Here is a 23,063-nt window from a genome sequence, read left to right as displayed (position 1 = left end):
ATATCTTAATTAAACCTTATTTACCGAAGGTAAAACTAAATTAAAGATTTTTCGTAGTGTAACGGAGAAAAATCCTCCTTCACTGTCCTCTGTCCATTGTCCTCTGTCCTCTAAAAAAAATAATACGTTGTATTATTTATTCTATTACTATTCTGTTATAGTTTTTCTTACCTCTTCTCATAAGCATGCTGTTGTCGTTGAAAAGCCCTTCAGTTACTAACATATTCATGTCTGTTATCTTTTCATCGTTTACTGTAAGTCCACCTTGTTGAATTAATCTCTTTGCTTCGCTTTTTGATGGAAGTATTTTTGTATTTACAAGAAGTTCTGATATAGTACATCCTAATTCATCTTTTTTTATATAAGATGTAGGTACAGCACTCATATCTTGACCGCCTGAGAATAAAGCTTCTGCTGCTGCTTTTGATTTTTGAGCTTCTTCTTCTCCATGTATGAGTTTAGTGACTTCATAAGCAAGAACCTTTTTAGCTTCATTTATTTCAGCATCTTTAAGTGATCCAAGTCTTCTTACTTCATCCATAGGAATGAAGGTTAAAAGTGCTAAACATTTTTCAACATCTGCATCATCAATGTTTCTCCAATATTGGTAGAAATCATATGGAGATGTCTTCTCAGGATCTAGCCATAATGCTCCATTTTCTGTTTTACCCATTTTTTTACCTTCACTATTAGTTAATAGTGCAAAGGTCATACCAAAAGCTGGCTTGCTTTCTTTTCTTCTTATTAAATCTACTCCTGCTAATATGTTGGACCACTGATCATCTCCACCCATTTGAAGTACACAGCCATATCTTCTATTAAGTTCAAGAAAATCATATCCTTGCATCAACATATAGTTAAACTCTAAAAAAGTTAATCCCTTTTCAAGTCTTTGTTTATAACATTCAGCAGTAAGCATTCTATTTACAGAAAAGTGTACCCCTACTTCTCTTAAGAATTCTATATAGTTGAGATTTAATAACCAATTTGCATTATTCTCCATTATAGCTTTTCCATCAGTAAAATCTATAACTTTAGAAAACTGTCCTTTAAAACATTCGGCATTGTGTTCTATCTGCTCTTTAGTAAGCATCTTTCTCATATCAGTTTTGCCACTTGGGTCTCCAACCATGGTAGTACCACCACCCAATAAGGCAATTGGTCTATGTCCTGCTCTTTGCATATGAGCCATAACCATCATCTGTATGAAATGTCCTACATGAAGACTGTCTGCAGTTGGATCAAAGCCTATGTAAAATGTTATTTTTTCCTTTTCAAAAAGTTCCTTTATTTCTTCTTCGTGAGTAACCTGCTTTATGTATCCACGTTCTAATAAGGTATCATAAACGCTAGCCATTTCGCACACTTCCTTTCTAACTATTTAAAAATTGTCATTCTTTGTTATAATTTATAGTATATATTTAAAGTATTTTTTTATCAACATTTAAATACATAGAATCATGTTTTTGTGTTAATATTTATTATATATGTATAATTCTTAACTGAAAGGATGTAATTTATGCAAAGTTGGCATTTTAGGTCTCTCGTTTTATGTAATGAAATCAATTTAAATGCTATTGCTTCTCATTTTGGTATTAATCGCAAGTTTAAATGGGAAGATCCTCTCATTCTATCTAATAGACAACTAAGTGGTATAGTTAGAGAAACAGAAAATAAATGGGTTTACATATACTATTTTGGAGCCTTAGTTTTTATAAATATGGAGTTTCACGAAATACAAGACTTAACAAAGTATATTAAAAATGTAGACCCTAATCTTAAAAACAATGTTCCCAATGAATATATTGACGAGTATAGACTTGAGGTAGATAGCCAGTATGATTACTCCCTATATAATGACTTAATGACTTCAAATGAGTTTATTCCATACTACCTTGATATAATATCATTGATATTAGCCAAATCTACTTCTTTAAAAAAAATTGAAACAGATATAGACAGACTTTTAGATGGCATAGAGAATATAATAAACTACCTTGATAAAGGAAAGTTTAATATGTCTGATCACGAAATATCTAAAACTTCTGCTAAAGTATTGAGATTTAAATACAATACTATATCCTACCTTATGCTTTTAGATAAACCTAAAGCTGCATGGGATAATGAGGATATAGAGAATTTCTATATTCAGATAAACTCACTTTTTGATTTGGAAGAAAGATATAAGAAAATAAGTCATAAAACTGGAATACTTCAGGATATTACAGATGTTTTTGCTTCATTATCTCATGAGAAGAGAGGCACGAAGCTCGAAATAATGGTTATTATACTTATTTTATTCGAGCTCATAATATCTATAGTAGAGTTTGTATTAAAACATTAAAAAATACTTAAGACTGGAGTTTTACTCCAGCCTTTATATAAATTAATATTTATTTTCTATATAATTAAGCTACGTATTTCTTGATAAATTCAGGCATTTCACTATCGCCATTTATGTTTATATAAAAACTAACGTTATTCTTCTCTGATAGTTTTTCTATCAAATAAAATAATTGTGCCGCATTCTGAAGATCCTCTTCTATAATATTAAACAATCCATCAATTAAAATTGTGTCAATATCATAATCTTCTGAAATTATACCGCACAAAAAACCGTAGAAACCTTGTAGTTTTTCTAAATTAAAGCCTTCTGTAGAAATAAACCTTACATTCTTGTTCAATTGCAACATCGGTCTGTTATCATCATTAATAAAAACAACATGCCCTTTTCCTTCAGCTACCTTATCATTTGCTAAATTAATCAATGCTTTTGTTTTTCCTGAACCTCTTTGGTTACAAAATACATGAACCATGTTTACCACCCCTTACTTTAATATTTAGGTGCCATACTTATAAGTAAATTATATAATATTCAGAATATTTTTTCAACACATTCATGAATAATGTTAGAAAAACATTCCTACATATTATTACACAATTATTGAATAAAAACTCTTTATTAACCAACAATTGATACTTTTAACATTTTACAATTCTTAATTCTACAGTTTTATTTAAAATTTTTGATTCCAGGATATATAACTTTAAATTCATTATCCTTAAAAGAATCTATAAAACTCACTTTTCCCTTATACTTAAAAGCTTTCTGCATTCTATTAAATCCTCTTCCGGGTTTAATAAACCTCCCCTTAACATCCAAGGCTATTATTCTTTCGTATATCCACATATTTCTTTTTATATAATTTATCGAATTGTTATTCTTATTTTTTATTAAAATACCTGGACTAATTACAGCAATACTATTATAGTCAATTACAATTTCTATATCTTTATAAAATATCGTATAGTCTCTATATAGAACAGCATTGCTAATGCCTTCATTTAAGGCCTCTATTGGATAAGTTGCAGGTAATATACTTTTAAGTACCTCTTCACTTTTATCTAGCATTGATAACAAATCGCCCTGTATGATGACTGTTTCATTTAAGCTTTTATTAATTCTATTAGTTATTCTTATCATGTTATGGGGAATATATACACTGTTTATTTTTGAAAAAACTAATAATCCACCTAATGTAACCATATATTTACCTGAATCTTTATCCATATATATAATCGAAGCATTCTCCATGAGCTCTATTCTATTTTCATCAGTTACTTGAATTCCTTGAGCCATAAAATATCTATCAACAATACTGGTTTCAATACTCTTTATATCGCTATTCGGTACAGGACATAACTCAACATTTAAGGTAAGGCTTTCCTGAAGTGCTGATACTATTTCCTGCTTTCTCATAGTATCATTGGTTGACCCTCTTCTTATATAAAATGCTCCATTTTCACGTATTTGGTATGGCTTCTGATGCCCATCATAAATATTTATAATAGCAATATTTTTTTTATCTATCTCTAAAAATTCTAATGAAATCGGTACGGGAGGCTCTATTCTTGAGCTTATGATTTGTTGTATTTTTTCTTCATTTAGTGCCAACTCTACTATCCCCAATATTCTTTTAGTTTTATCTTCTATTCCTATTATAAGGTATCCCCTTCCTCCTTTAGAATTAGCTATAGCGCATATATCCTTTGCTAACTCCTTCCTTCCACTTTCAGTATCAATCTCTATAATTTGTTTAAAGTCCAATTTAGGTCCTTCCGGCTTTTTTAGTAGATTTAAAAACTTCTTCTTTTCCATATTAATAACCTCAAATTCGTTATATAAATATTTATATTCAGATTTCTTACAAATATATTAATAAATTAATTATAATCTATTTATAACTATAATTTAATGCTTATTTAATAATTTAATACCTATATAGCATTATTAATCTATTTTTGCCTTATTTTCGAGAAACTAAAATATTGTTTTTTTAAAAGAATATGATATAATATTTTTTGTAATAGTGTTATGTAGGTCAATTTTTTCAAGGTACTTATCTCTCCTGAATCATAGGAGGAAGTTATCAAGAACAAATTAGTCCTATGATCTTAAGGAGGTTTTTTAAAATGGCAGATAAAACTATAGTATGTAAAGATTGTGGAAAAGAATTTGTATTCACTGAAGGTGAGCAAGCTTTTTACAAAGAAAAAGGATTCGAAAATGACCCAGTGAGATGTCCTGATTGCAGAAGAGCAAGAAAAGCTGAAAAAAACAGAATGAGAGATAGATAATTTAAAGAGAGGTTTGAGCCTCTCTTTTATTATTTTCTTATTAAATTTGCTTTCTTAAATATTTTTCCTAGAGGTATTGCTATTACCATTCCAACTAACACTTGAGCTATATTTCCGGGAATTTCCGCTGATGCCAATATAAAAGCTTGGTTAAAAGCCACATTAGTAGTAAAATGCATTAAAATTACTCCCGCTGCATAATACCCCGCTATCATCCATATTCCCCCTAATGCGCATGCTAGTACATTATTTAATGTACTATTACCTGTATAGCTGCTTCTGTATGCTACAACTGCTGCAATATATCCCATAAATCCTTTTATTACAAATGTAAAAGGTGCCCATATAGCATAAGGAGATAATAAGTCAAACAAGCACATACCAATTGCAGATGACAAGAATGCCTTTCTTCCTCCAAGTAATATTGCTGCTAAAAATACCATACTGTCTCCAAGATGAACCACTCCTTTAACAATAACTCCGCTTGGAATGTTTATTACCGCTGTAGCAATGTATGTCATGGCTGCCATAAGTGCTATCTGAACCATATCTTGAACCTTTACACTACTCAAGGTTGTTTTCTTACTTTCCATAGCCTCAATTCACTCCTTTTCATCATTAATTAATTTTTTCTAATCCAATTATATTATTGTTCTATAAAACTTCAAAGTGTAACGGTACAATATTGACGAGTTTAAATAAAAATTTTGGTAATAATTTTAATAAATAATGTTAATACTAATATTAAGATTACATGAAAAACTTGTAAGAACTTATTTAGGAGGTAATTTTTATGACTTTTTTACGTTGGCTAGGTGGTATTGTTCTATTCTTTTGGATTATAGGATTAATATTTAAAATTGGTGGCGGATTTATAAATCTCCTTCTACTTGTAGCTGCCTTAGTATTTATAGTAGATGCTTTATTTGGAAGAAAAAAAACTATGTAGATTATGTCAAAATAAAGAGCTATTTAAAAAGAGACTGCTTATAATGTAAATCTATACATTATAAGCAGTCTTTTTCATTATTTCCATTGTAATTCTTGTCGTAATATCTGTATTTACTTGTGTACTTGTCCTAATACTCGTGATATAATTTATTTTGTGTATGGAAGGAGGATTAATTAATGTCTCGAATAAATCATAAAGAAATTTTGAGAACAATTAAAGTTATACTTGCTAAAGGTTTAAGCTTATTAAATAAATACTACTTTATTATTATAGGTTTATATCTCTTAAAAAGCGCCGTAAATACTGCATTGCACTCTGATGCTGGAGTTGGCTATAAAGCGTACTTATTTTTATTAGCTTTTGCTAGTTTTACAGCTTACTCTGAACTTCGTAAAGATGTTAGATGGATACCCTATTTAGCCTTAGCAATTCCATTTCTCATGTTTATATCCTATATAAATAATAACGGATATCACTTTTGGGGAAAAATGCTAAGCTGGCAAATGAGTAAAAGTGTTGTAATTGATTTAAATCCTATATTTAGAAAAATTCCTTTTAATGATGCTGCTTTTTTAAGAATCTACAAACCTGAAACTCTTACCTGGTTCTTAAGAATAGTTTATAATAATGGATTCGTACTCCCTATACTGTTACCAATTTATAGGGCGGCTGTATCTAAAGACTTTAAAAAGATGCTTAGATATGGATTATCTGGACATATAGTTCAAGTTTTTCTTATAACACCCTTTTATCTTATGTTCCATTTACAAGAAGTATGGTATGTACTTGGCCATCCAGATGGTCTAGCAAGAAATTTAAGTCCTCAAGCCGCCGCTGGAGTAGCTTTAAATTGCTTTCCATCTATGCATACTTCCATAGCCTTTGCAGCATTTTTATTGGTTATCAGGGAGAAGAACAGATTATTTAAATATGTATGGGGATTTTTCTGTTTAAGCGTAATATTTTCCACAATGTACCTAGAAATACATTGGGTTATAGATGTACTAGCAGGATTAGTACTTGCTTATTGCACTGTTAAACTGGTTGATTTCGTATTAGATAAAGGCAAAGGATTACTACAGAGAATTCTTAGATCTTACTACTATAAAAACATTCCTTCTACCTATATAGGAAATTATTATACAAATTATTTACAATAATACGAAACGGGGTGAACTTCTCTAAATGTTCATCCCGTTTTATATTTAATTATTCAGCTTTACCAATATCAGATAACAAAAGTCCTTTATTGTGATCTAAGGCCCAATTTATTGCCCATTCGCTTTGGAATATTAGAATATCCCTTTCTTTTAGGTCCTTAACCACCTTAGTATCACTTGTTAAAGTAAGCTTATTTACAGGAATATCGGAACTCTCTATCCATCTTATATTTCTATATGCAAGCCTATCCATTTTTATATCTACATTATATTCATGCTTTAATCTGTATTCTAGTACTTCAAATTGCAGTACTCCTACAACTCCTACTATAATTTCTTCAATTCCTATATTTAACTCTTTAAATACTTGTATTGCTCCCTCTTGTGAAATTTCAGTTACACCCTTTACAAATTGCTTTCTCTTCATTGTATCTATAGTTTTAACCCTTGCAAAATGTTCAGGAGCAAATATAGGTATACCCTCAAATCTAAACTTTTTAGGACTTGCACACAGGGTATCTCCAATACTAAAAATTCCCGGGTCAAAAACTCCAATTATATCTCCCGCATAAGCCTCTTCAACAATCTCTCTATCCTGCGCTAAAAATTGTTGTGGCTGAGCAAGCTTAATTTTGTTTCCACCTTGAATATGAAAGACTTCCATGCCCTTTTTAAATCTTCCTGAACAAATTCTCATAAATGCGATTCTATCTCTATGAGCTGGGTTCATATTAGCTTGAATTTTAAATACAAAAGCAGAAAAATCATCTTTAAACACATCTATTTCACCTTGATCCGATTCTCTTGGTAAAGGTGCTGTAGTTTGATTTAAAAACTCTCTTAAAAATGGTTCTACTCCAAAGTTAGTTAAGGCACTACCAAAAAATACAGGAGTAAGTGAACCATCCCTTACTTTTTTTATATCAAACTCATCTCCGGCTATATCAAGCAATTCTATATCTTCTTTTAATTTTTCATGCAATGCTTCTCCAAGCAAGTCTTTAAATACATTATCATCTATATGCCCCTCTGTAGACTCTACTGCAGTTTGACCATGGTTTCCTCCATTAAAGGCTTCAATTAATTTTCTTTCTCTATCATAAACGCCCTTAAAATCCGCTCCTGAACCTATAGGCCAATTAACAGGATATGACTTTATTCCTAGAACATTCTCTATATCCTCCATTAATTCAAAAGGATCTTTACTTTCTCTATCCATTTTGTTTACAAATGTAAATATAGGTATTCCTCTTAGGCTGCAAACATGAAAAAGCTTTTTAGTTTGCTCTTCGACACCTTTTGCAGCATCGATAACCATAACAGCGCTGTCTGCCGCCATTAACGTTCTATATGTATCTTCACTAAAGTCTTGGTGTCCAGGTGTATCCAATATATTTATACAAAATCCATCATAGTTAAATTGCATAACTGAAGAGGTAACAGAAATACCCCTTTGTTTTTCTATTTCCATCCAATCGGATACTGCATGTTTTGAAGCTTTTCTAGCTTTAACAGAACCAGCAAGTCTTATTGCTCCTCCATATAATAATAATTTTTCTGTTAACGTTGTCTTACCTGCATCCGGGTGGGATATTATAGCAAATGTTCTTCTTCTTTCAATCTCTTTAAATAAGTCCGCCACAGTTCTCTCTCCTCTTCTTTTTTTGCTTTCAACAATGATTTTAACTTTATTATTAAGCAATGTCAACTTAGGTTGTATATACTCATTCCCACATAGTAAGAAGATATCCCAAAGCTGTGATTTTGATATGGCCGCTTACTTAGTAAGTTATAATCTGACGTAAAGAAGAGAAATAATATGTCGAAAATTTATTTACTTAAGTTAAACGTTTAATTTTTCACCTATTTAATTTAGATAGGGTAATATAGATTATTCATAAAGTTTATTTTAACAGACTAGATGATATAATAATTCATATATTTATATTTTTAAAAATGTAACTTCGGAGGTTTAATATGTATAAATTAGTCGCCCTTGATATGGATGGAACCTTGTTAAAAGAAGATAAAACTATATCTAAAGAAAACCTTACTGCTATTGAGAAGGCTAAAGAAAATGGTGTGAAATTTGTTTTAGCTACTGGTAGACCTATTAAAGGTATTGAGAAATATTTAAAACAGTTAGATTTAATAGGCGAAAATGACTATGCTGTTTCTTTTAATGGCGCAGTAATTCAAAATACTAAAACAGGTGAAATTATAGCTAAAAGTTATATGAATTTAAATGATCTTAAATATTTATATGAATTAAGTAAAAAACTAAATGTAAATATTCACTTTCTGACTCCTTCTTCATGTGTCACTCCTAAAATTAATAAATATAGCCAATTGGAATCTGACCTAAATAATATACCACTTGAAATAGTTGACTTTGATAACATTGATAAGAACACTACTATAGTAAAAATAATGTTCATAGACCACGAAAGCATTTTAGATAAAGTTATAAAAAAACTTCCTGAAGACATTAATAATAGATATACAGTGCTTAGAAGTGCTCCTTACTTTTTAGAATTCATAAACAAAGAAGTCAACAAAGGCTTTGGAGTTAAAACTTTAGCCAAGAACCTTGGTATAAATCAGGAAGAAATCATTTGTATGGGTGATGCAGAAAACGACATACACATGATAAAATACGCTGGTCTTGGAGTTGCCATGGGTAATGCATTTCCTATAGTAAAAGAAGTTGCAAACTATGTTACCAAAACCAACGAAGGTCATGGAGTTGCTCATGTAATAAATAAATTTATATTAGGCGCTGAAAAAGTATGTTAAAATAGGGTTCCAAACGGAACCCTTATTTCTTATCTTGGTATGAATCCTATTTTCTTCTGCATTTTTCTTATCGTTTTACTTGCAACATAATTTGCTTTTTCTGCACCTTTCTTATATATATTCTCAAGGTACTCTTTATCATCTAAAATTTCTTTTATTCTTTTTTGTATAGGCTCTAATTCCGTAACTATAGCATCAGCAACATCTAGCTTAAATTGTGCATAACCTTGACCTTCATACTTTTTCTCTATTTGCTCCATAGTCATACCTGTTAGGGCATTTAATATTGTCATTAGATTTTTAACACCTGGTTGTTCATCACTATATTTAACTGTGCCTAAACTATCAGTAACAGCCCTGCTAATCTTTTTTCTTATTACATCTGGAGGATCAAGTATTAGTATATAGCTATTCGGATTATCTGCTGATTTTGACATTTTCTTTGTTGGCTCTTGCAAATCCATAATTTTTGTACCTGTCTCAGGAATATAAGGCTCTGGAATATTAAATGTTGGGCTAAATAATTTATTAAATCTTTCAGCAATATCTCTTGTAAGCTCTAAATGCTGCTTTTGATCTATTCCAACTGGTACTAGGTCTGCATTGTAAAGTAATATATCTGCTGCCATTAAAACAGGATAATTTAACAATCCTGCACTTATAGAGTCTCCATATCTCTGAGATTTATCTTTATATTGAGTCATTCGTCCGAGCTCTCCAAGATAAGTAAAGCAATTTAACAACCATGCTCCCTCAGAGTGTGCTGGAACATGTGATTGAATAAATAAAGTATTTTTCTCTGGATCAAGTCCAGCTGCTAGATATATTGCAAGTACTTCAAGAGTCCTACGTCTTAACTCTTTAGGCTCTTGTCTTACAGTTATAGCATGTAGATCTACTACACAATAATAGCAATCATACTCATCCTGCAACTTTACCCAATTCTTTAAAGCTCCTAGATAATTTCCTATTGTTAAGTTTCCTGATGGTTGAATTCCACTAAATATTACTTTTTTCTTTTCATCCATAATAATCACCTATCCTATCTTAAATTAATCATAAAAAAGCCCTATGGTTCTAAAAACCATAGGGCGTGTAATGTCGCTGTGCCACCTAATTTCAAAAAGACAAATAATAAGTCTTTTTCTTATTAAAGATACCTAAAAATATCCTGTCTTTATAACGTAAGACTTACGTCTTGGAACTACTTTTTATTCATCCCGATCCTCAAGAACCCATTCAACTTAATCATAATTGTTGTAATCCCACCATTTACAACTCTCTTCAAATCTGTTTTTAAGTCTACTTACTTTCCTTCATTGGATTTTACATTTTTAATTCTTGTAAATTATATTATTCTTTAAAATGCTTCTTGTCAATACCCTAATGTAATTTTTTTTAATTTGTACTATTTTTTCCATAATCCGTGTATGTTACAATATTCTCTTGCAAACAAAATTTCTGCATCTACTTTGAATATTGCCTCTGGCTTTTCCCCTACTTTAAGACATTTTCTATATACCTTATTAGCAGTGTGCACTTCTATCCATTCAATATGGTGTTCTTCAAGCATAGGATGCTCAACTTCTCCGACTTTAACTATTACTCCACCTTGTATTTTTTCTATAATTGGAACATGCTTTTCAACAGCTGCATCAACCGTATTTTCAACCAGCAAAGTCATTGGTTTATTACAACAAACCAAACTTCCTCCTGCCTTATGAATAACTTCTACCATATTTCCACAAATTTCACACTTATAAACCTGTCTAACCTCTGTCATAATAATTCCTCCCTTTACAAACTTCTATAACCTTATATTATAACCCTAACTTCATGCTCCCCTTCCTTCAGGAAAGGAACTATTCCATTCTCTATGAATTTTCCATCAAGCCAAATGCCCTTCTTCTTATCTCTCTGAATCTGGATATTATACCTACAATCTTTTCTGTTATAATACACTTTATAACCTTGCCATTCATCAGGCACACATGGCTTTATTGTAAACCCTTGATTCCCTATCAGTTTCAAGCCAACTATAGCTTCAATTCCAGTTCTATACATCCATCCTGCTGCACCAGTATACCAACTCCATCCGCCTCTTCCAGTGTGAGGTTCTACAGCGTAAACATCAGCTGTCATAACATAAGGCTCTACCTTATATACTTGACAATCCAAATATGACTTTGCATGATTTATAGGATTTATCATATTGAATATTCTCCAAGCCTTATTATTAGATCCCATATTAGCTAAAGCTAGTATTACCCATATAGATGCATGGGTATACTGTCCTCCATTCTCTCTTACTCCAGGAACATACCCTTTTATATATCCTGGTTCTAATGAAGATTTATCAAAGGCTGGTGTAAGTAAAAGCACTATTCCTTTATCCTCTTTAATCAGATTTCTTTCTAATGCTTCCATAGCTTCTTTTACTCTTGATTCCTTTCCAGCTCCAGAAATAACAGCCCAGGATTGAGATAACGAATCTATTTGACATTCATCATTTTGTAATGACCCTAAAGGTACTCCGTTATCAAAATAAGCTCTTCTGTACCATCCGCCATCCCATGCATTCTTTTCTAGGTTTTCTCTAATAAATTCCTTCAATTCGCTATATTTCTTAACTTTTTCCTCATCATTTTTTAATCTGCATATATCAATAAACTTATCGAGGATACTATATAAGAACCATCCAAGCCATACACTCTCTCCTTTACCTTCATTTCCAACTGTGCTCATTCCATCATTCCAATCACCAGAGCCCATAAGCGGAATGTTATGACTTCCAAAGTTCAGCGACCTCTCTATTGATTTTATGCAATGTTCATAAATTGTACCTTGTTTATCTGATTTTCTTGATATATTGTATCTTTCATCCTCTCCTTCTTTTAATTCGGAATCTTCTAAATAGCCTGCTTTCTCATCTAATATACTGTAATCTCCTGTATTTTGTATATAGTCAGCAGTAACATAAGGAAGCCATAGCAAATCATCTGAAAATCTTGTTCTAATTCCGCTTTCCACTACTGGATGCCACCAGTGTTGAACGTCTCCTTCCAAGTACTGTTTAGATGCACTGTAAATTATATGTTTTTTCGATATCTCTGGGTCTAAATAAGCTATAGGCATTACATCCTGGAGTTGATCCCTGAATCCATATGCTCCTCCTGATTGATAAAATGCAGTTCTTGCCCAGAATCTGCAGGATATAATTTGATACATAAGCCATCCATTTATCATTATATCCATGGATTTATCAGGTGTTTCTATTTGTATAGTATCAAATAAACCTTTCCAAAAGTCCTTTGTATTAATTAATTCTCTCTCAGCGGCGCCTTCTGTACTATATTTATTTATTACCTCTGATATTTTTTCGGCACTTTCCTCCTGGCCAAGAAGTATTAGTATTTCTTTTTCTTCATCATTATCAAGAGTGACTTTAACATTTTCTGCAAGACAAGGATCAAAGCCAGCTCCAACGGTATTAGATAATTTTTTAAACTTGAGTGCTTCCGGAGCATTTACACTCTTTCCTCTCCCTATAAACTCCTTTCTATCTCCAGTAAAAGATACATCTTCTCCTCCAACAATTTTTAGATAACAAATTAATCCTCCAAAATGTTCACTGTAAGGATTTCGTGAATAAATATAATTATCTTTATCATTAAATCCTGTAAATACATATTGTGCTGTCTGTTCATGCGTTACACCTAGGACAACCTTTGCATAATAACTTACAGACAACCTTCTTTTGATATTTGTAATATTCCTTAGCTTTATCCTACACAATTTAACATTTTCATTCATATCAATAAACATAGTCATTTCACCAAAAACACCATATGCTTCATGGGTAAACTTAGAATATCCAAAACCATGTTCTATTAAGTAATCCCCTTTATCTCTTATAGGCTTAGGTGCTATACTCCAAATATCTCCTGTTATTTCATCTCTTACATATATTTCTTCCGCTTCGCTATCTATTACAGGATCATTAGACCAAGTAGTTAGCTTATTCTCTCTACTGTTTTTATTCCAGGTGTATGAAACTCCACTTTCGGATACATGAAAACCAAACTTACCATTTGAGATTACGTTTATCCATGGTGCAGGCGTATTTTCATAGTTTTTTAATACTATACAATAAGAATCATCTTTATCAAACCCACCTAACCCATTAAAATATAGTAATTCTGGAATATCAAATCCATGAGAATGTACGCTGTATTCCTGTTGTTCTGCTATTAATGGTTCCTGTTCACTCTCTAATTTACTACTACTTTCTATTTGAGTTATCAGTGAACCTTTATCAGCTTCTATGACAATTCTTGCTATAGCCATCAATAAATCTATATCTTCATCAGATATAGTGGCTTTGTTATGAAGAAATACTCCACCAGTCTTATTTTGTTTATCTCTAGCATGACTCGAACTTATCAAATCTCTTACAGTATCTTGCATTGATTGAATATAAGAATTACCTTGTAAATTTAATATAACCAAATCTACCTTTAATCCTTTTAAACTCCAATACTCATGAGCATTCAAAAGTTGTCTAACTAAGTTTATATTTTCTTCTTCTTTAACTATAAGCAATACTATAGGTACATCACCTGAAATACCATAGGACCATAGAGAAGATTGACCTTTCCTTATATTCATAATGTAATCTGCCCTATTTTTAAATAGTGTATTTAAAAATATAATTCTTGATGCCATTAGTTGATATAAGTTTGCTTGAGCTGACTTTATGCCTAGATACTTCATTTCTACTTGTATTCCGCTCCAAGAAAGTTCAAAAACTCTATCTATATTTCTCATTTCTGAGTATTTTTCAGCAAGTTGTATTACTTCTTCCTTCGAGTCTGCTACTGCTGTAGCAAAAGCAATTTGACAGGTTTCTCCATTTTCTATCTTCACCCTGACTCTCATACTTATTATAGGATCAAGTACAGCACCTACGGTCATTTTTAATTGAGCATCATTATCCATTGCCTGAGGATTAGATAAATCTCTTCCTCTCCCTATGAAGTTAGCTCTACTCGTTTCATACTGAATTGAACCTATCGAACTTCCATCTAGCGCGATAGTTTGCATAACCCACGGTTGCTTATCCTTTCTCGATCTAGGCCTTCTATTTGCAACAACACAACCTAAGTTCTCCATGTACTCAGTTTTAATAAATAAATTGCCAAATGCAGGATGAACTAAGTCTGCATTATAGTGAGCTAAAGTCACTTCACAGTAGCTTGTAATCTCTACTATTCGTGAGTTATCACTATGGTTAGTTATAGAGATCTTCCTTATCTCTGCATTATCTTCATTAGAAACTGCAATTTCTGTATGCGTTAACAAATTTCCGTCTTTTCTTTTAAATTCTGCTTTGTCTAATGAAAATACCGCCTCATATCTTTCTCCTTCATACTTACATGGCTCATAAGCTGCACTCCAATATTCATTTGAATTAATATTTTTTATATAAAAAAACATACCAGTATCATCTAAGCTTACATCTTCTCTCCATCTGTAAACTGTCATATCATCCCTTTTACTATACCCGCTTCCGCTATTAGTAATCATTAGAGAGTAACTACCATTTGACATTAAATGACTCTCTGGCATTTCTGTATTGGCTGTATGGTATCTTCTTACCGATAAATTCTGCCTTTCTGATGAAATATCCAAAGTATCATATTGCTCTTCTCTATCATATACAATAGACTTAGGTACTTTTTCCTGAAGAAGCAGTTCTGTAGCTTTTACTTTAGGAATTCTATGAAACCTTTCTTGGAGAATTCTGCTATTCAAAACATTGTCTAAAGACATTAAGCTCATACCTTCATGATGTACCATAAAACATTTTACTATGGCACTTTTTTTTCCTTTAGGTACTCTTTCTTTAGTATAGTCTATAGATTCATAAAATCCATATCGTCCTTCCATTCCCATTTCTATCAACCGTTTAATATTATCAAAGGAATTTTTCAAATCAATCATTAGCGCCATAACAGTAGAGTAAGGAGAAATTACCAATTCATTTATAAGACCTCGCTTTAATCCTATACCTGGAACCCCAAAAGCCTTATATTGATAATTTAAACTAACATCAAAATAATAAAACGCAGATTCTGATATTCCCCAAGGTACCCCTCTTTTATCTCCATATCTTTTTTGTCCGGTAACTACAGTTTTATAAGTTTCATCCAACAAGGTATTAGGATAATTTTTCATAATTATGAAAGGCATAAAATACTCAAACATTGTTCCACTCCAAGAAACTAAGCCTTTTCCTTTTCCCATTGATGTCATTGACCTGCCTAATTTAAACCAATGAGTTTGATCTATATCGCCTTTTGCTATAGCTACGAAACTTGCCTGTCTTGCTTCAGATGCAAGTAAGTCATAAAAACAGTTATCTAGCCTATCCTTTTCTACATCATATCCTATAGAGAATAGTTGCCTTTTTTTGTTGTATAACATTTTAAAATCTGTGTTATCTGCTAAAAAATTCAATTTTTCTTTTAAACTTCTAACAGTATCCAAGAGAGTTCTTATTTCACCTTTACCACTTTCTAACAACCGATTTAAATTATCATTCACGGAGTCCTTCTTTTGAGAATAGCTTTCACTAAAATCATGTTGTAAATTTTCTATTTCTTCAGGCATATTGATTAATGCTATTTTTTCTAACAAATTCTTAAGTCTGTTTTTCGTTTTCTCACTTAGATTATCTACAGTTATATCTATCCATGGAAATAACAACTGAATTTCTTTTAAAATATTATTTAAATCATTCTTTAATTTATCATTCCAATATAGCTCCTTATTTTCTTGTTTCTTTTCTATTTCTAAGGATTTGTCTTTAATACTTATAACTATGCTTTTCCAAGCAGACATGTTAAATTCTGTGTTCTTTAGCTTTTCGATTTCATCAGAGTAAAACTCCCTTAATTCAAGTTCACTCTCTATTTCCGTATTTGCAAGCCGTAATGTATCAATTAATCCTTTGCATATGCTCTTATTTGTAGCAGGTCTGCTGAGACATTCATCTAAAGACTCATTAATTAACCACATATAACCTATAAGATTTCCACTATCTACAGTAGAAATATATCTAGGATTGAGGGGTTTTTTACTCTTCGTATCATACCAATTATAGAAATGTCCCCTATATTTTTCTAATGAGTCCATATTTTCCACTATATTTTTCATTCTATTAATTAATTCCAACATTCCAATATACCCCATATCAAATGCGACTATACTAGAAGTTATTCCCATACCCATATTAGTTGGTGATGTTCTAGGGGCTACACCATTATTAGGATCTTCTTGATAGTTATCGGGTGCTAACCAATTATTATCCTCATTTACAAAGTCCTCAAAATAAGCCCAAGTTTTTCTACTTAATCTTCCTAATGTTTCTTTTTGATCTTCATTTAAATTTTCTTTTTCTTGTTCTATATCTTTACTTATCCTATACGCTATATATGGACTTAGAAACCAAATCACACAGGAAGGAAACATTAAAACTGCACTTTCCAATGAACTTTTTAAGGAAATACTAAAAATCAAAACACCTATTATACTTCCTATCCACATAAATTTTATAAAATCCTCTAGGTTTCTGTTTGAACTTTTCTCTACATCCTCTGCTGTCTGCCACTGCAACAAGTTTTTCTTACTTATAGATAACCTATACAAGGTCCGTATGATAGCATCTAACATTAAATAAGCTTGATGAGGTAGAAAACAAAATATAAGAAAAAATTGTTCAATAAGGTTTTTGCCATTCACAACCTTACCACCTAGACTTATTCCTTTAGATGAAGAAATCACAACCTCAGAAACTCCAAAAAATACTGGACAAAGCAATGATATAAAAGCTATCACTAGCCATGTATCAGGATTATAAAACAAAACTAAAGATAGTATAATTAGAATCATAATAAATATTGATAATAAACTTCTTCTTAAATTATCAAATATCTTCCACTTAGATAATTTATTTAACACGGTATCTTTAAATAACCAAGGAATCAGCTGCCAGTCTCCTCGTACCCATCTATGAAGCCTCTTAGCGCTAGAATTATAGTAGGCTGGATATCCATCAATTAATTCTACATCTGTAACTAACGCAGCCCTAGTATAAGACCCTTCAAGTAAATCATGACTTAATACTGAATTTTCAGGTATTTCATTTTTCAAAACAGTATTAAAAACTTCTATATCATATATTCCCTTTCCTGTGAAAATACCCTCATTGAATAAATCTTCATATACGTCAGACACAGCATTAGTGTACATATCTATTCCAGATTCCCCTGAGAAAATCTTTGAAAATAGGGTTTTATTGGAACTTAAAGTGCTTACCCCAACTCTTGGCTGCATTAATCCATGCCCTCTTAATATCTTCTTTTTCTCATTATCCAAATAAGGCTTATTTAATACATGAGCCATAGCCCCTATTAGCTTTCTCGCACTTCCTCTAGGGAGCTGAGTATCTGCATCCAAAGTTATTATATATTTTAACTTATTTAGTTTTTCTATACTGCCACTCGATACATTATAACTTGTGTCTTTTTTGCCCTTTACTAAATTGTTAAATTCTGTTAATTTCCCACGTTTTCTTTCCCAACCAATATATATTTCTTCTTTGGGATTGTATTGCCTATATCTATTAAAGAAATAAAATATATCTTCATCATTTTCACTGTACTTTTCATTTAATTCTTTAATTGATTTTAATGCAGCTTCAATTATATTAGTATCATTTTCTTCCTGCTCATTTTTGCTATCTTTAAAATCTCCTAATAATGCAAAGTATAAGTTTTTATCCCTATTAGCTAAATAATATACTTCCATATCATTTACCAGACTTTTTACTCTAGATTCATTGTTTAGTAATGTTGGAATTACTACCATAGAACTAAATTCTTCTGGTATTGTATCTTTAAATTCAATTTTCGGTATAAAACTTGGCTCTATTAGTTTGCTTATACTCCAATTAAAAATTGAAATAACTATTTCACTACTAGGAATTAGAGCTGCTAAAATTATTACAACATATCTCCACGTACTTACCACAGGGTTGCTATAGTATCCTATGTATGTTACTAAAGCCGATAATACAAGTGTTCCAAAAACTATTATTCCAATATAATTATTTACATTTTCTTTTATAAATCTATACTCTGGACCTTTGCCTTTAAAATTAATCTTTCTTTGTAAACACTCTACTCCTTTATCAACTATATAATAACCAACGTGCTTTTCATATTCATTACTGGTTTCACTATCTGCAGCCTCATGTGAGCATTCTATAGCTTTTTTAGCTATAAAGGATTCCGGAACTCTCATATACTTAGAAAGCTTTTCTATCTTATGTCTATAATAATCCCTTGATTCAAAGTCCATATTTTCATATATATGTAATGGATCCTCTTTTAAAATACTTTCAACATAACTTAATTTTTCGAAGCTTTCTTTCCAATTCAACGCTACTACTTCTCTTATTCCAGTTATTGAATTTCCTATAGAAACTTGATATGATATCTGTTTGTGATGTTCTATGTTTATCATTTTCTCAGAGTTTGTTTCTTGACTATCTAACTTGTTATCTATCCATTCATACACATTATGATTTTCTACTCCATTGTCCCTTAGTACTTTTAAAAGTCTTTCCACCAAGTGTGAAGTAAACGTCGTATTATCTTCTGAGAGTCTTTTAAGTTCCTGCGCAACACTTTCATTGTTAAGTGCATTTATAATTTTATCAGCGATTATATCTCCTTTTTTTCTTTCTTCTTGTGCAAATACTATTCTGTCAACTATCTTACCTATATTCTGAATTAATGCAATTCTTATCATTATAGGTAATGCCCACAATTCTCCACTGGTAATAATTGTATTTTTTTGATATGAGTTTATAAAGTTTTCTATAGCTTCTTCATCAACTCTTCCATCTGTATGTGATACTAATTCAACTGCTATATAGTAAATTCTAGGATAACCTTTCATTATGCCTTTATTCATTATAGGAAGATCCTTATAATACCTTTCAGGCATGTTAACTTTTATATCTTTGTATTCTTTTTGAATTAAATAAAGGTTATCTAACAACCATTCTGCAGCTTGAATAACTTCATTTCTATTTCTAACTTCTTTATCTATGTAATCATAATTCTTCAATATTTGTTTATAACTATTATCCAAACTTCTTATTAGCTTTTTTCTACAGTTTCCCTTTTTAGCTTCAGCAGAATAAGTAGCAATCTCTCCAGCATGCTTCTTTAACTCTTCTTTATTTACATTCAAAGTGGGAACATCATCCATAATATTTTCTTTATCATCATCGTTTCTTTCAGACATAATACTAAGTATATAGGCACTGAATATTAAGATAGTTATAACTAGAAATATGAAATATAGCATATCGATCCATCCTTTCACGTTAAAAGAATTAGTGCTTTGATTATTGTTCCCAACAAATCACAAAATATGAATTTTAATAAAACAAAATGCGTTGAAAAACTCAAAAGTTTTCCAACGCATTTATATATTAATTATAAAAATTCTATTTAAGTGACAACTCATTTTCTATAATTTCTTCAAAAGTCTGTCTTTTGCAAATCAATTTATCTTCACCATTTTTAACTAAAACAACAGCTGGCTTTGGTATTTTATTATAATTGCTTGACATAGAATATCCATATGCACCCGTAGTAAGAACTGCTAAAATATCACCGCTTTCAGCCTCAGGTATTTCTACATTATTTAACAATATGTCTCCTGATTCACAGCACTTCCCAGATATCGTAACAATTTCTTTAGAACTACTTTCTACCTTGTTGGCTATAACGCACTCGTACCGAGCATTGTAAAGTGCAGGTCTTATATTATCCGTCATACCGCCATCTACAGCTACATACTTTCTTATATCAGGTATTTCCTTGATTGAACCTACTGTATAAAGAGTGGTTCCTGCATTACCAACGATTGATCTTCCAGGCTCAATTACTAATATAGGAAGACTCATACCGAGTTCTTTTGCAACATTCTCTGCTTTATTTAATACAACTTCACAGAAATCTTCTATTTTTTTAGGTGTATCTTCAGGTGTATAATATATACCAAAGCCCCCACCTAAGTCTAATTCTTCAACTTGGTATCCAGTTTCATCTTTTATACTTTTTACTAAGGCTAACATAATCTCCACTTCATCTTCATACGGCTTTGTATCAAATATCTGAGAGCCTATGTGGCAATGTAACCCAACCAATTCAATATTAGTAAGTTCTATAGCTTTTTGTACCGCATCAATAGTCTTATTATTTAATACTGTAAATCCAAATTTTGAATCTATTTGTCCTGTTTTTATATATTCATGAGTATGAGCTTCTATTCCTGGAGTTATTCTTAAAAGAACCTTTTGAACCTTATTCTTCTCTTTAGCAATAGCATTTATTTTTTCTATTTCGTAAAAATTATCTACAACAAATCTACCTACATTTAAATTTATTCCCATATCTATTTCTTCTAAGGTTTTATTGTTTCCATGAAAATAAACCTTTTCCATAGGAAACCCACTTTTCCATGCAGTATAAAGTTCTCCCCCCGACACTACATCCAGACATAACCCTTGACTATCTATAATTTGACACATAGCTAATGTCAAAAATGCCTTTCCTGCATATGCTACCTTATTTCCCTTTTCCTTAACCTTAAAGCTATCATAATATCTTCTACACTGGTTTCTTACGAGGTCTTCATCGACAACATATAGAGGAGTACCGAATTTTTTTACCAATTCTATTGTACTAACTTCACCAATATAAAGGTTATTATCTTTTATTTCCATAGTACCAACTAATCTCATAATGGTCATTTCCTCCTAAAAGACTATATTTATAGATTAAAATCTTTCGCAACAGCATTAATTGCTTTTATTTTGTCTTCCTGTCTAATTGCACAAGTAATTCTTATTTCTGAGGTCGTTATCATTTTAACTCCTATGTTGTTCTCACTTAATAATTTAAACATTTTAGAAGCAACACCTGAAGTAGTTTTCATCCCTATTCCTACTACGGAAAATTTAGTTATGTCTTCATCTATAGCAATTTGACCTTTGTTTGAGTAGAATGGTTTAATTATATCTAAACACTCATTTAGGTCAACCTTTGGTATTGTAAAGGATAAATTAACTTTACCATTTACTGGAGCTGTTTGGCTTATCATATCTATATTAATTCTTTTACTTGCAACACTTTCAAACAAACTCGATACGGTATTTATATCATTCTCTATATCCTTTATTGTTATAGCTACGTCCTCATCACTTGTTGCGAGTCCTGTCACTGGCTTGCTCTCCATATTCATACTATTTACCCCCTTAATTACTGTTCCTCTTATATCACTATTACTTAATCCAACATATATTGGAATGTTATATTTTTGTCCAAGTTCTATAGATCTTGAATGCATAACTTGAGCTCCAAGACTTGAAAGTTCAAGCATTTCCTCATAATCTATTTCATCCAGTTTATGTGCATCTTTATATTTTCTAGGATCTACACCGTATATTCCATCTACATCAGTATATATTTCACACATTCCATCCAGCTTCACTGCTATTGCAACAGCTGAAGTATCTGATCCACCTCTTCCAAGGGTAGTTATATGCCCTTCTTCATTTATGCCTTGAAATCCAGCTACTATTACGATTTTGCCCTCTGATACACTCTTTTTTATATTTTCTCCATCTATATCGTCAATAAGTGATTTTCCGTGTTGTCCAGTTGTCTTTATTCCTATTTGATATGCTGTATAACTTATAGCATCATAACCTAATGCTTTAATTGCCATAGCTAATAAAGCACTTGACATCATTTCTCCTGTTGATAAAAGGGCATCTAATTCTCTTTTATCAGGATTATTAGTAATTTCATTTGCAATTCCTATTAAATCATCTGTAGTATCCCCCATAGCTGATACTACAACTACAACATCATCACCAGATTTTTTTCTCTTTACTACTGTTTCTGCAACTTTTTTTATTTTGTCTGTAGTCCCCACTGAACTTCCACCATACTTTTGCACAACAATTGCCATATCATCACTCCCTAAGATCTTATGTTTAATGAAAAATACCCTAAAATATAAAAAATAAAAGCAGCAAAGGAACACCTCTGCTGCAAAAATATCTATGCAACTCCGTGTACCTTTGTAGCTCTCCACCTCCATAAATGGAACTATACAAAATTCGTATAGTCAAGTTTCTATATCTAACTACAGAAACTTAGGTGACAACCTTACACATATTATATGCAAAGCCAGAAAATAATTTCGCCAAAATATTTTCTTCGGCCATAATCCCTTTCTTTATTCCTCACTGTCCGCCAACTAAGAATAAATACTATTAATTAAAGCACCTCTACCCTAAGGTAAGTCTCGTTATTAAATTATATTTAGTTTAACATAAGTAATTATACATTTCAAGCTTTTTTATGCAC

Annotated in this window: 15 protein-coding genes and 1 riboswitch; of the genes, 5 read left to right on the top strand and 10 right to left on the bottom strand. The window is 31.3% G+C overall.

The window, feature by feature from the left end:
- Positions 1-136: 136 nt before the first annotated feature.
- Entirely contained in the window at positions 137-1,357 is a 1,221-nt protein-coding gene (gene tyrS, locus I6U48_RS02100; protein ID WP_218318738.1) for a tyrosine--tRNA ligase, read from the bottom strand.
- 162 nt (positions 1,358-1,519) lie between these two features.
- On the opposite strand from tyrS, the gene I6U48_RS02095 reads away from it, so the two are divergent.
- Positions 1,520-2,344 (top strand): RMD1 family protein, encoded by an 825-nt coding sequence (locus I6U48_RS02095; RefSeq protein WP_218318737.1) that lies wholly within the window; start codon positions 1,520-1,522, stop codon positions 2,342-2,344.
- Between the two features lie 64 nt (positions 2,345-2,408).
- Here the strand turns inward: I6U48_RS02095 and I6U48_RS02090 are convergent, their stop codons facing one another.
- Both I6U48_RS02090 and I6U48_RS02085 read right to left on the bottom strand, forming a co-directional pair.
- The gene (locus tag I6U48_RS02090) at positions 2,409-2,816 is read right to left on the bottom strand and encodes a DUF960 domain-containing protein (RefSeq protein ID WP_218318736.1); all 408 of its coding nucleotides are present in this window, start codon (positions 2,814-2,816) and stop codon (positions 2,409-2,411) included.
- 197 nt (positions 2,817-3,013) lie between these two features.
- Complete coding sequence (locus I6U48_RS02085) at positions 3,014-4,159, bottom strand: AlbA family DNA-binding domain-containing protein (RefSeq protein ID WP_218318735.1); 1,146 nt, start codon at positions 4,157-4,159, stop codon at positions 3,014-3,016.
- A 314-nt stretch (positions 4,160-4,473) separates the two neighbouring features.
- Here I6U48_RS02085 and I6U48_RS02080 point away from each other — a divergent pair, with 314 nt between their 5' ends.
- The gene (locus I6U48_RS02080) at positions 4,474-4,638 is read left to right on the top strand and encodes a zinc-ribbon domain-containing protein (RefSeq protein WP_218318734.1); all 165 of its coding nucleotides are present in this window, start codon (positions 4,474-4,476) and stop codon (positions 4,636-4,638) included.
- 29 nt (positions 4,639-4,667) lie between these two features.
- On the opposite strand, the gene I6U48_RS02075 is transcribed toward I6U48_RS02080, so the two are convergent.
- Positions 4,668-5,231, bottom strand: coding sequence for an ECF transporter S component (locus tag I6U48_RS02075; protein ID WP_218318733.1), 564 nt, complete (start codon positions 5,229-5,231; stop codon positions 4,668-4,670).
- A gap of 200 nt (positions 5,232-5,431) precedes the next feature.
- Between I6U48_RS02075 and I6U48_RS02070 the strand changes: the two genes are divergently transcribed.
- Positions 5,432-5,587 (top strand): DUF5670 family protein, encoded by a 156-nt coding sequence (locus tag I6U48_RS02070; protein ID WP_218318732.1) that lies wholly within the window; start codon positions 5,432-5,434, stop codon positions 5,585-5,587.
- A 179-nt stretch (positions 5,588-5,766) separates the two neighbouring features.
- Positions 5,767-6,750 carry a phosphatase PAP2 family protein gene (locus tag I6U48_RS02065; protein ID WP_218318731.1) on the top strand — a complete coding sequence of 328 codons (984 nt, stop codon included), beginning with the start codon at positions 5,767-5,769 and terminating at the stop codon, positions 6,748-6,750.
- 49 nt (positions 6,751-6,799) lie between these two features.
- Here I6U48_RS02065 and I6U48_RS02060 read toward each other — a convergent pair whose 3' ends face one another.
- Complete coding sequence (locus I6U48_RS02060; RefSeq protein ID WP_218318730.1) at positions 6,800-8,392, bottom strand: peptide chain release factor 3; 1,593 nt, start codon at positions 8,390-8,392, stop codon at positions 6,800-6,802.
- 335 nt (positions 8,393-8,727) lie between these two features.
- Between I6U48_RS02060 and yidA the strand changes: the two genes are divergently transcribed.
- Positions 8,728-9,546 (top strand): sugar-phosphatase, encoded by an 819-nt coding sequence (gene yidA, locus I6U48_RS02055; RefSeq protein ID WP_218318729.1) that lies wholly within the window; start codon positions 8,728-8,730, stop codon positions 9,544-9,546.
- 29 nt (positions 9,547-9,575) lie between these two features.
- On the opposite strand, the gene trpS is transcribed toward yidA, so the two are convergent.
- From trpS to I6U48_RS02030, 5 genes are all read right to left on the bottom strand, one after another.
- The gene (gene trpS / locus I6U48_RS02050; protein WP_218318728.1) at positions 9,576-10,574 is read right to left on the bottom strand and encodes a tryptophan--tRNA ligase; all 999 of its coding nucleotides are present in this window, start codon (positions 10,572-10,574) and stop codon (positions 9,576-9,578) included.
- A 380-nt stretch (positions 10,575-10,954) separates the two neighbouring features.
- Positions 10,955-11,329, bottom strand: a complete 375-nt coding sequence (locus I6U48_RS02045) for a desulfoferrodoxin (protein WP_218318727.1) — start codon at positions 11,327-11,329, stop codon at positions 10,955-10,957.
- Between the two features lie 32 nt (positions 11,330-11,361).
- Positions 11,362-19,986 (bottom strand): glycoside hydrolase family 94 protein, encoded by an 8,625-nt coding sequence (locus I6U48_RS02040; RefSeq protein WP_218318726.1) that lies wholly within the window; start codon positions 19,984-19,986, stop codon positions 11,362-11,364.
- 142 nt (positions 19,987-20,128) lie between these two features.
- Positions 20,129-21,430 (bottom strand): diaminopimelate decarboxylase, encoded by a 1,302-nt coding sequence (lysA, locus tag I6U48_RS02035; RefSeq protein ID WP_218318725.1) that lies wholly within the window; start codon positions 21,428-21,430, stop codon positions 20,129-20,131.
- Between the two features lie 29 nt (positions 21,431-21,459).
- On the bottom strand, positions 21,460-22,662 hold the full coding sequence (locus tag I6U48_RS02030; RefSeq protein WP_218318724.1) for an aspartate kinase: 1,203 nt from the start codon (positions 22,660-22,662) through the stop codon (positions 21,460-21,462).
- 107 nt (positions 22,663-22,769) lie between these two features.
- Positions 22,770-22,995, bottom strand: a riboswitch (Lysine riboswitch).
- Positions 22,996-23,063: the final 68 nt, after the last annotated feature.

The organism is Clostridium thailandense (assembly GCF_019207025.1).
Classification (GTDB): domain Bacteria; phylum Bacillota; class Clostridia; order Clostridiales; family Clostridiaceae; genus Clostridium_AM; species Clostridium_AM thailandense.
The sequence above is the reverse complement of the archived record's forward strand: the minus strand, read 5'-3'. Positions and strand labels throughout refer to the sequence as shown.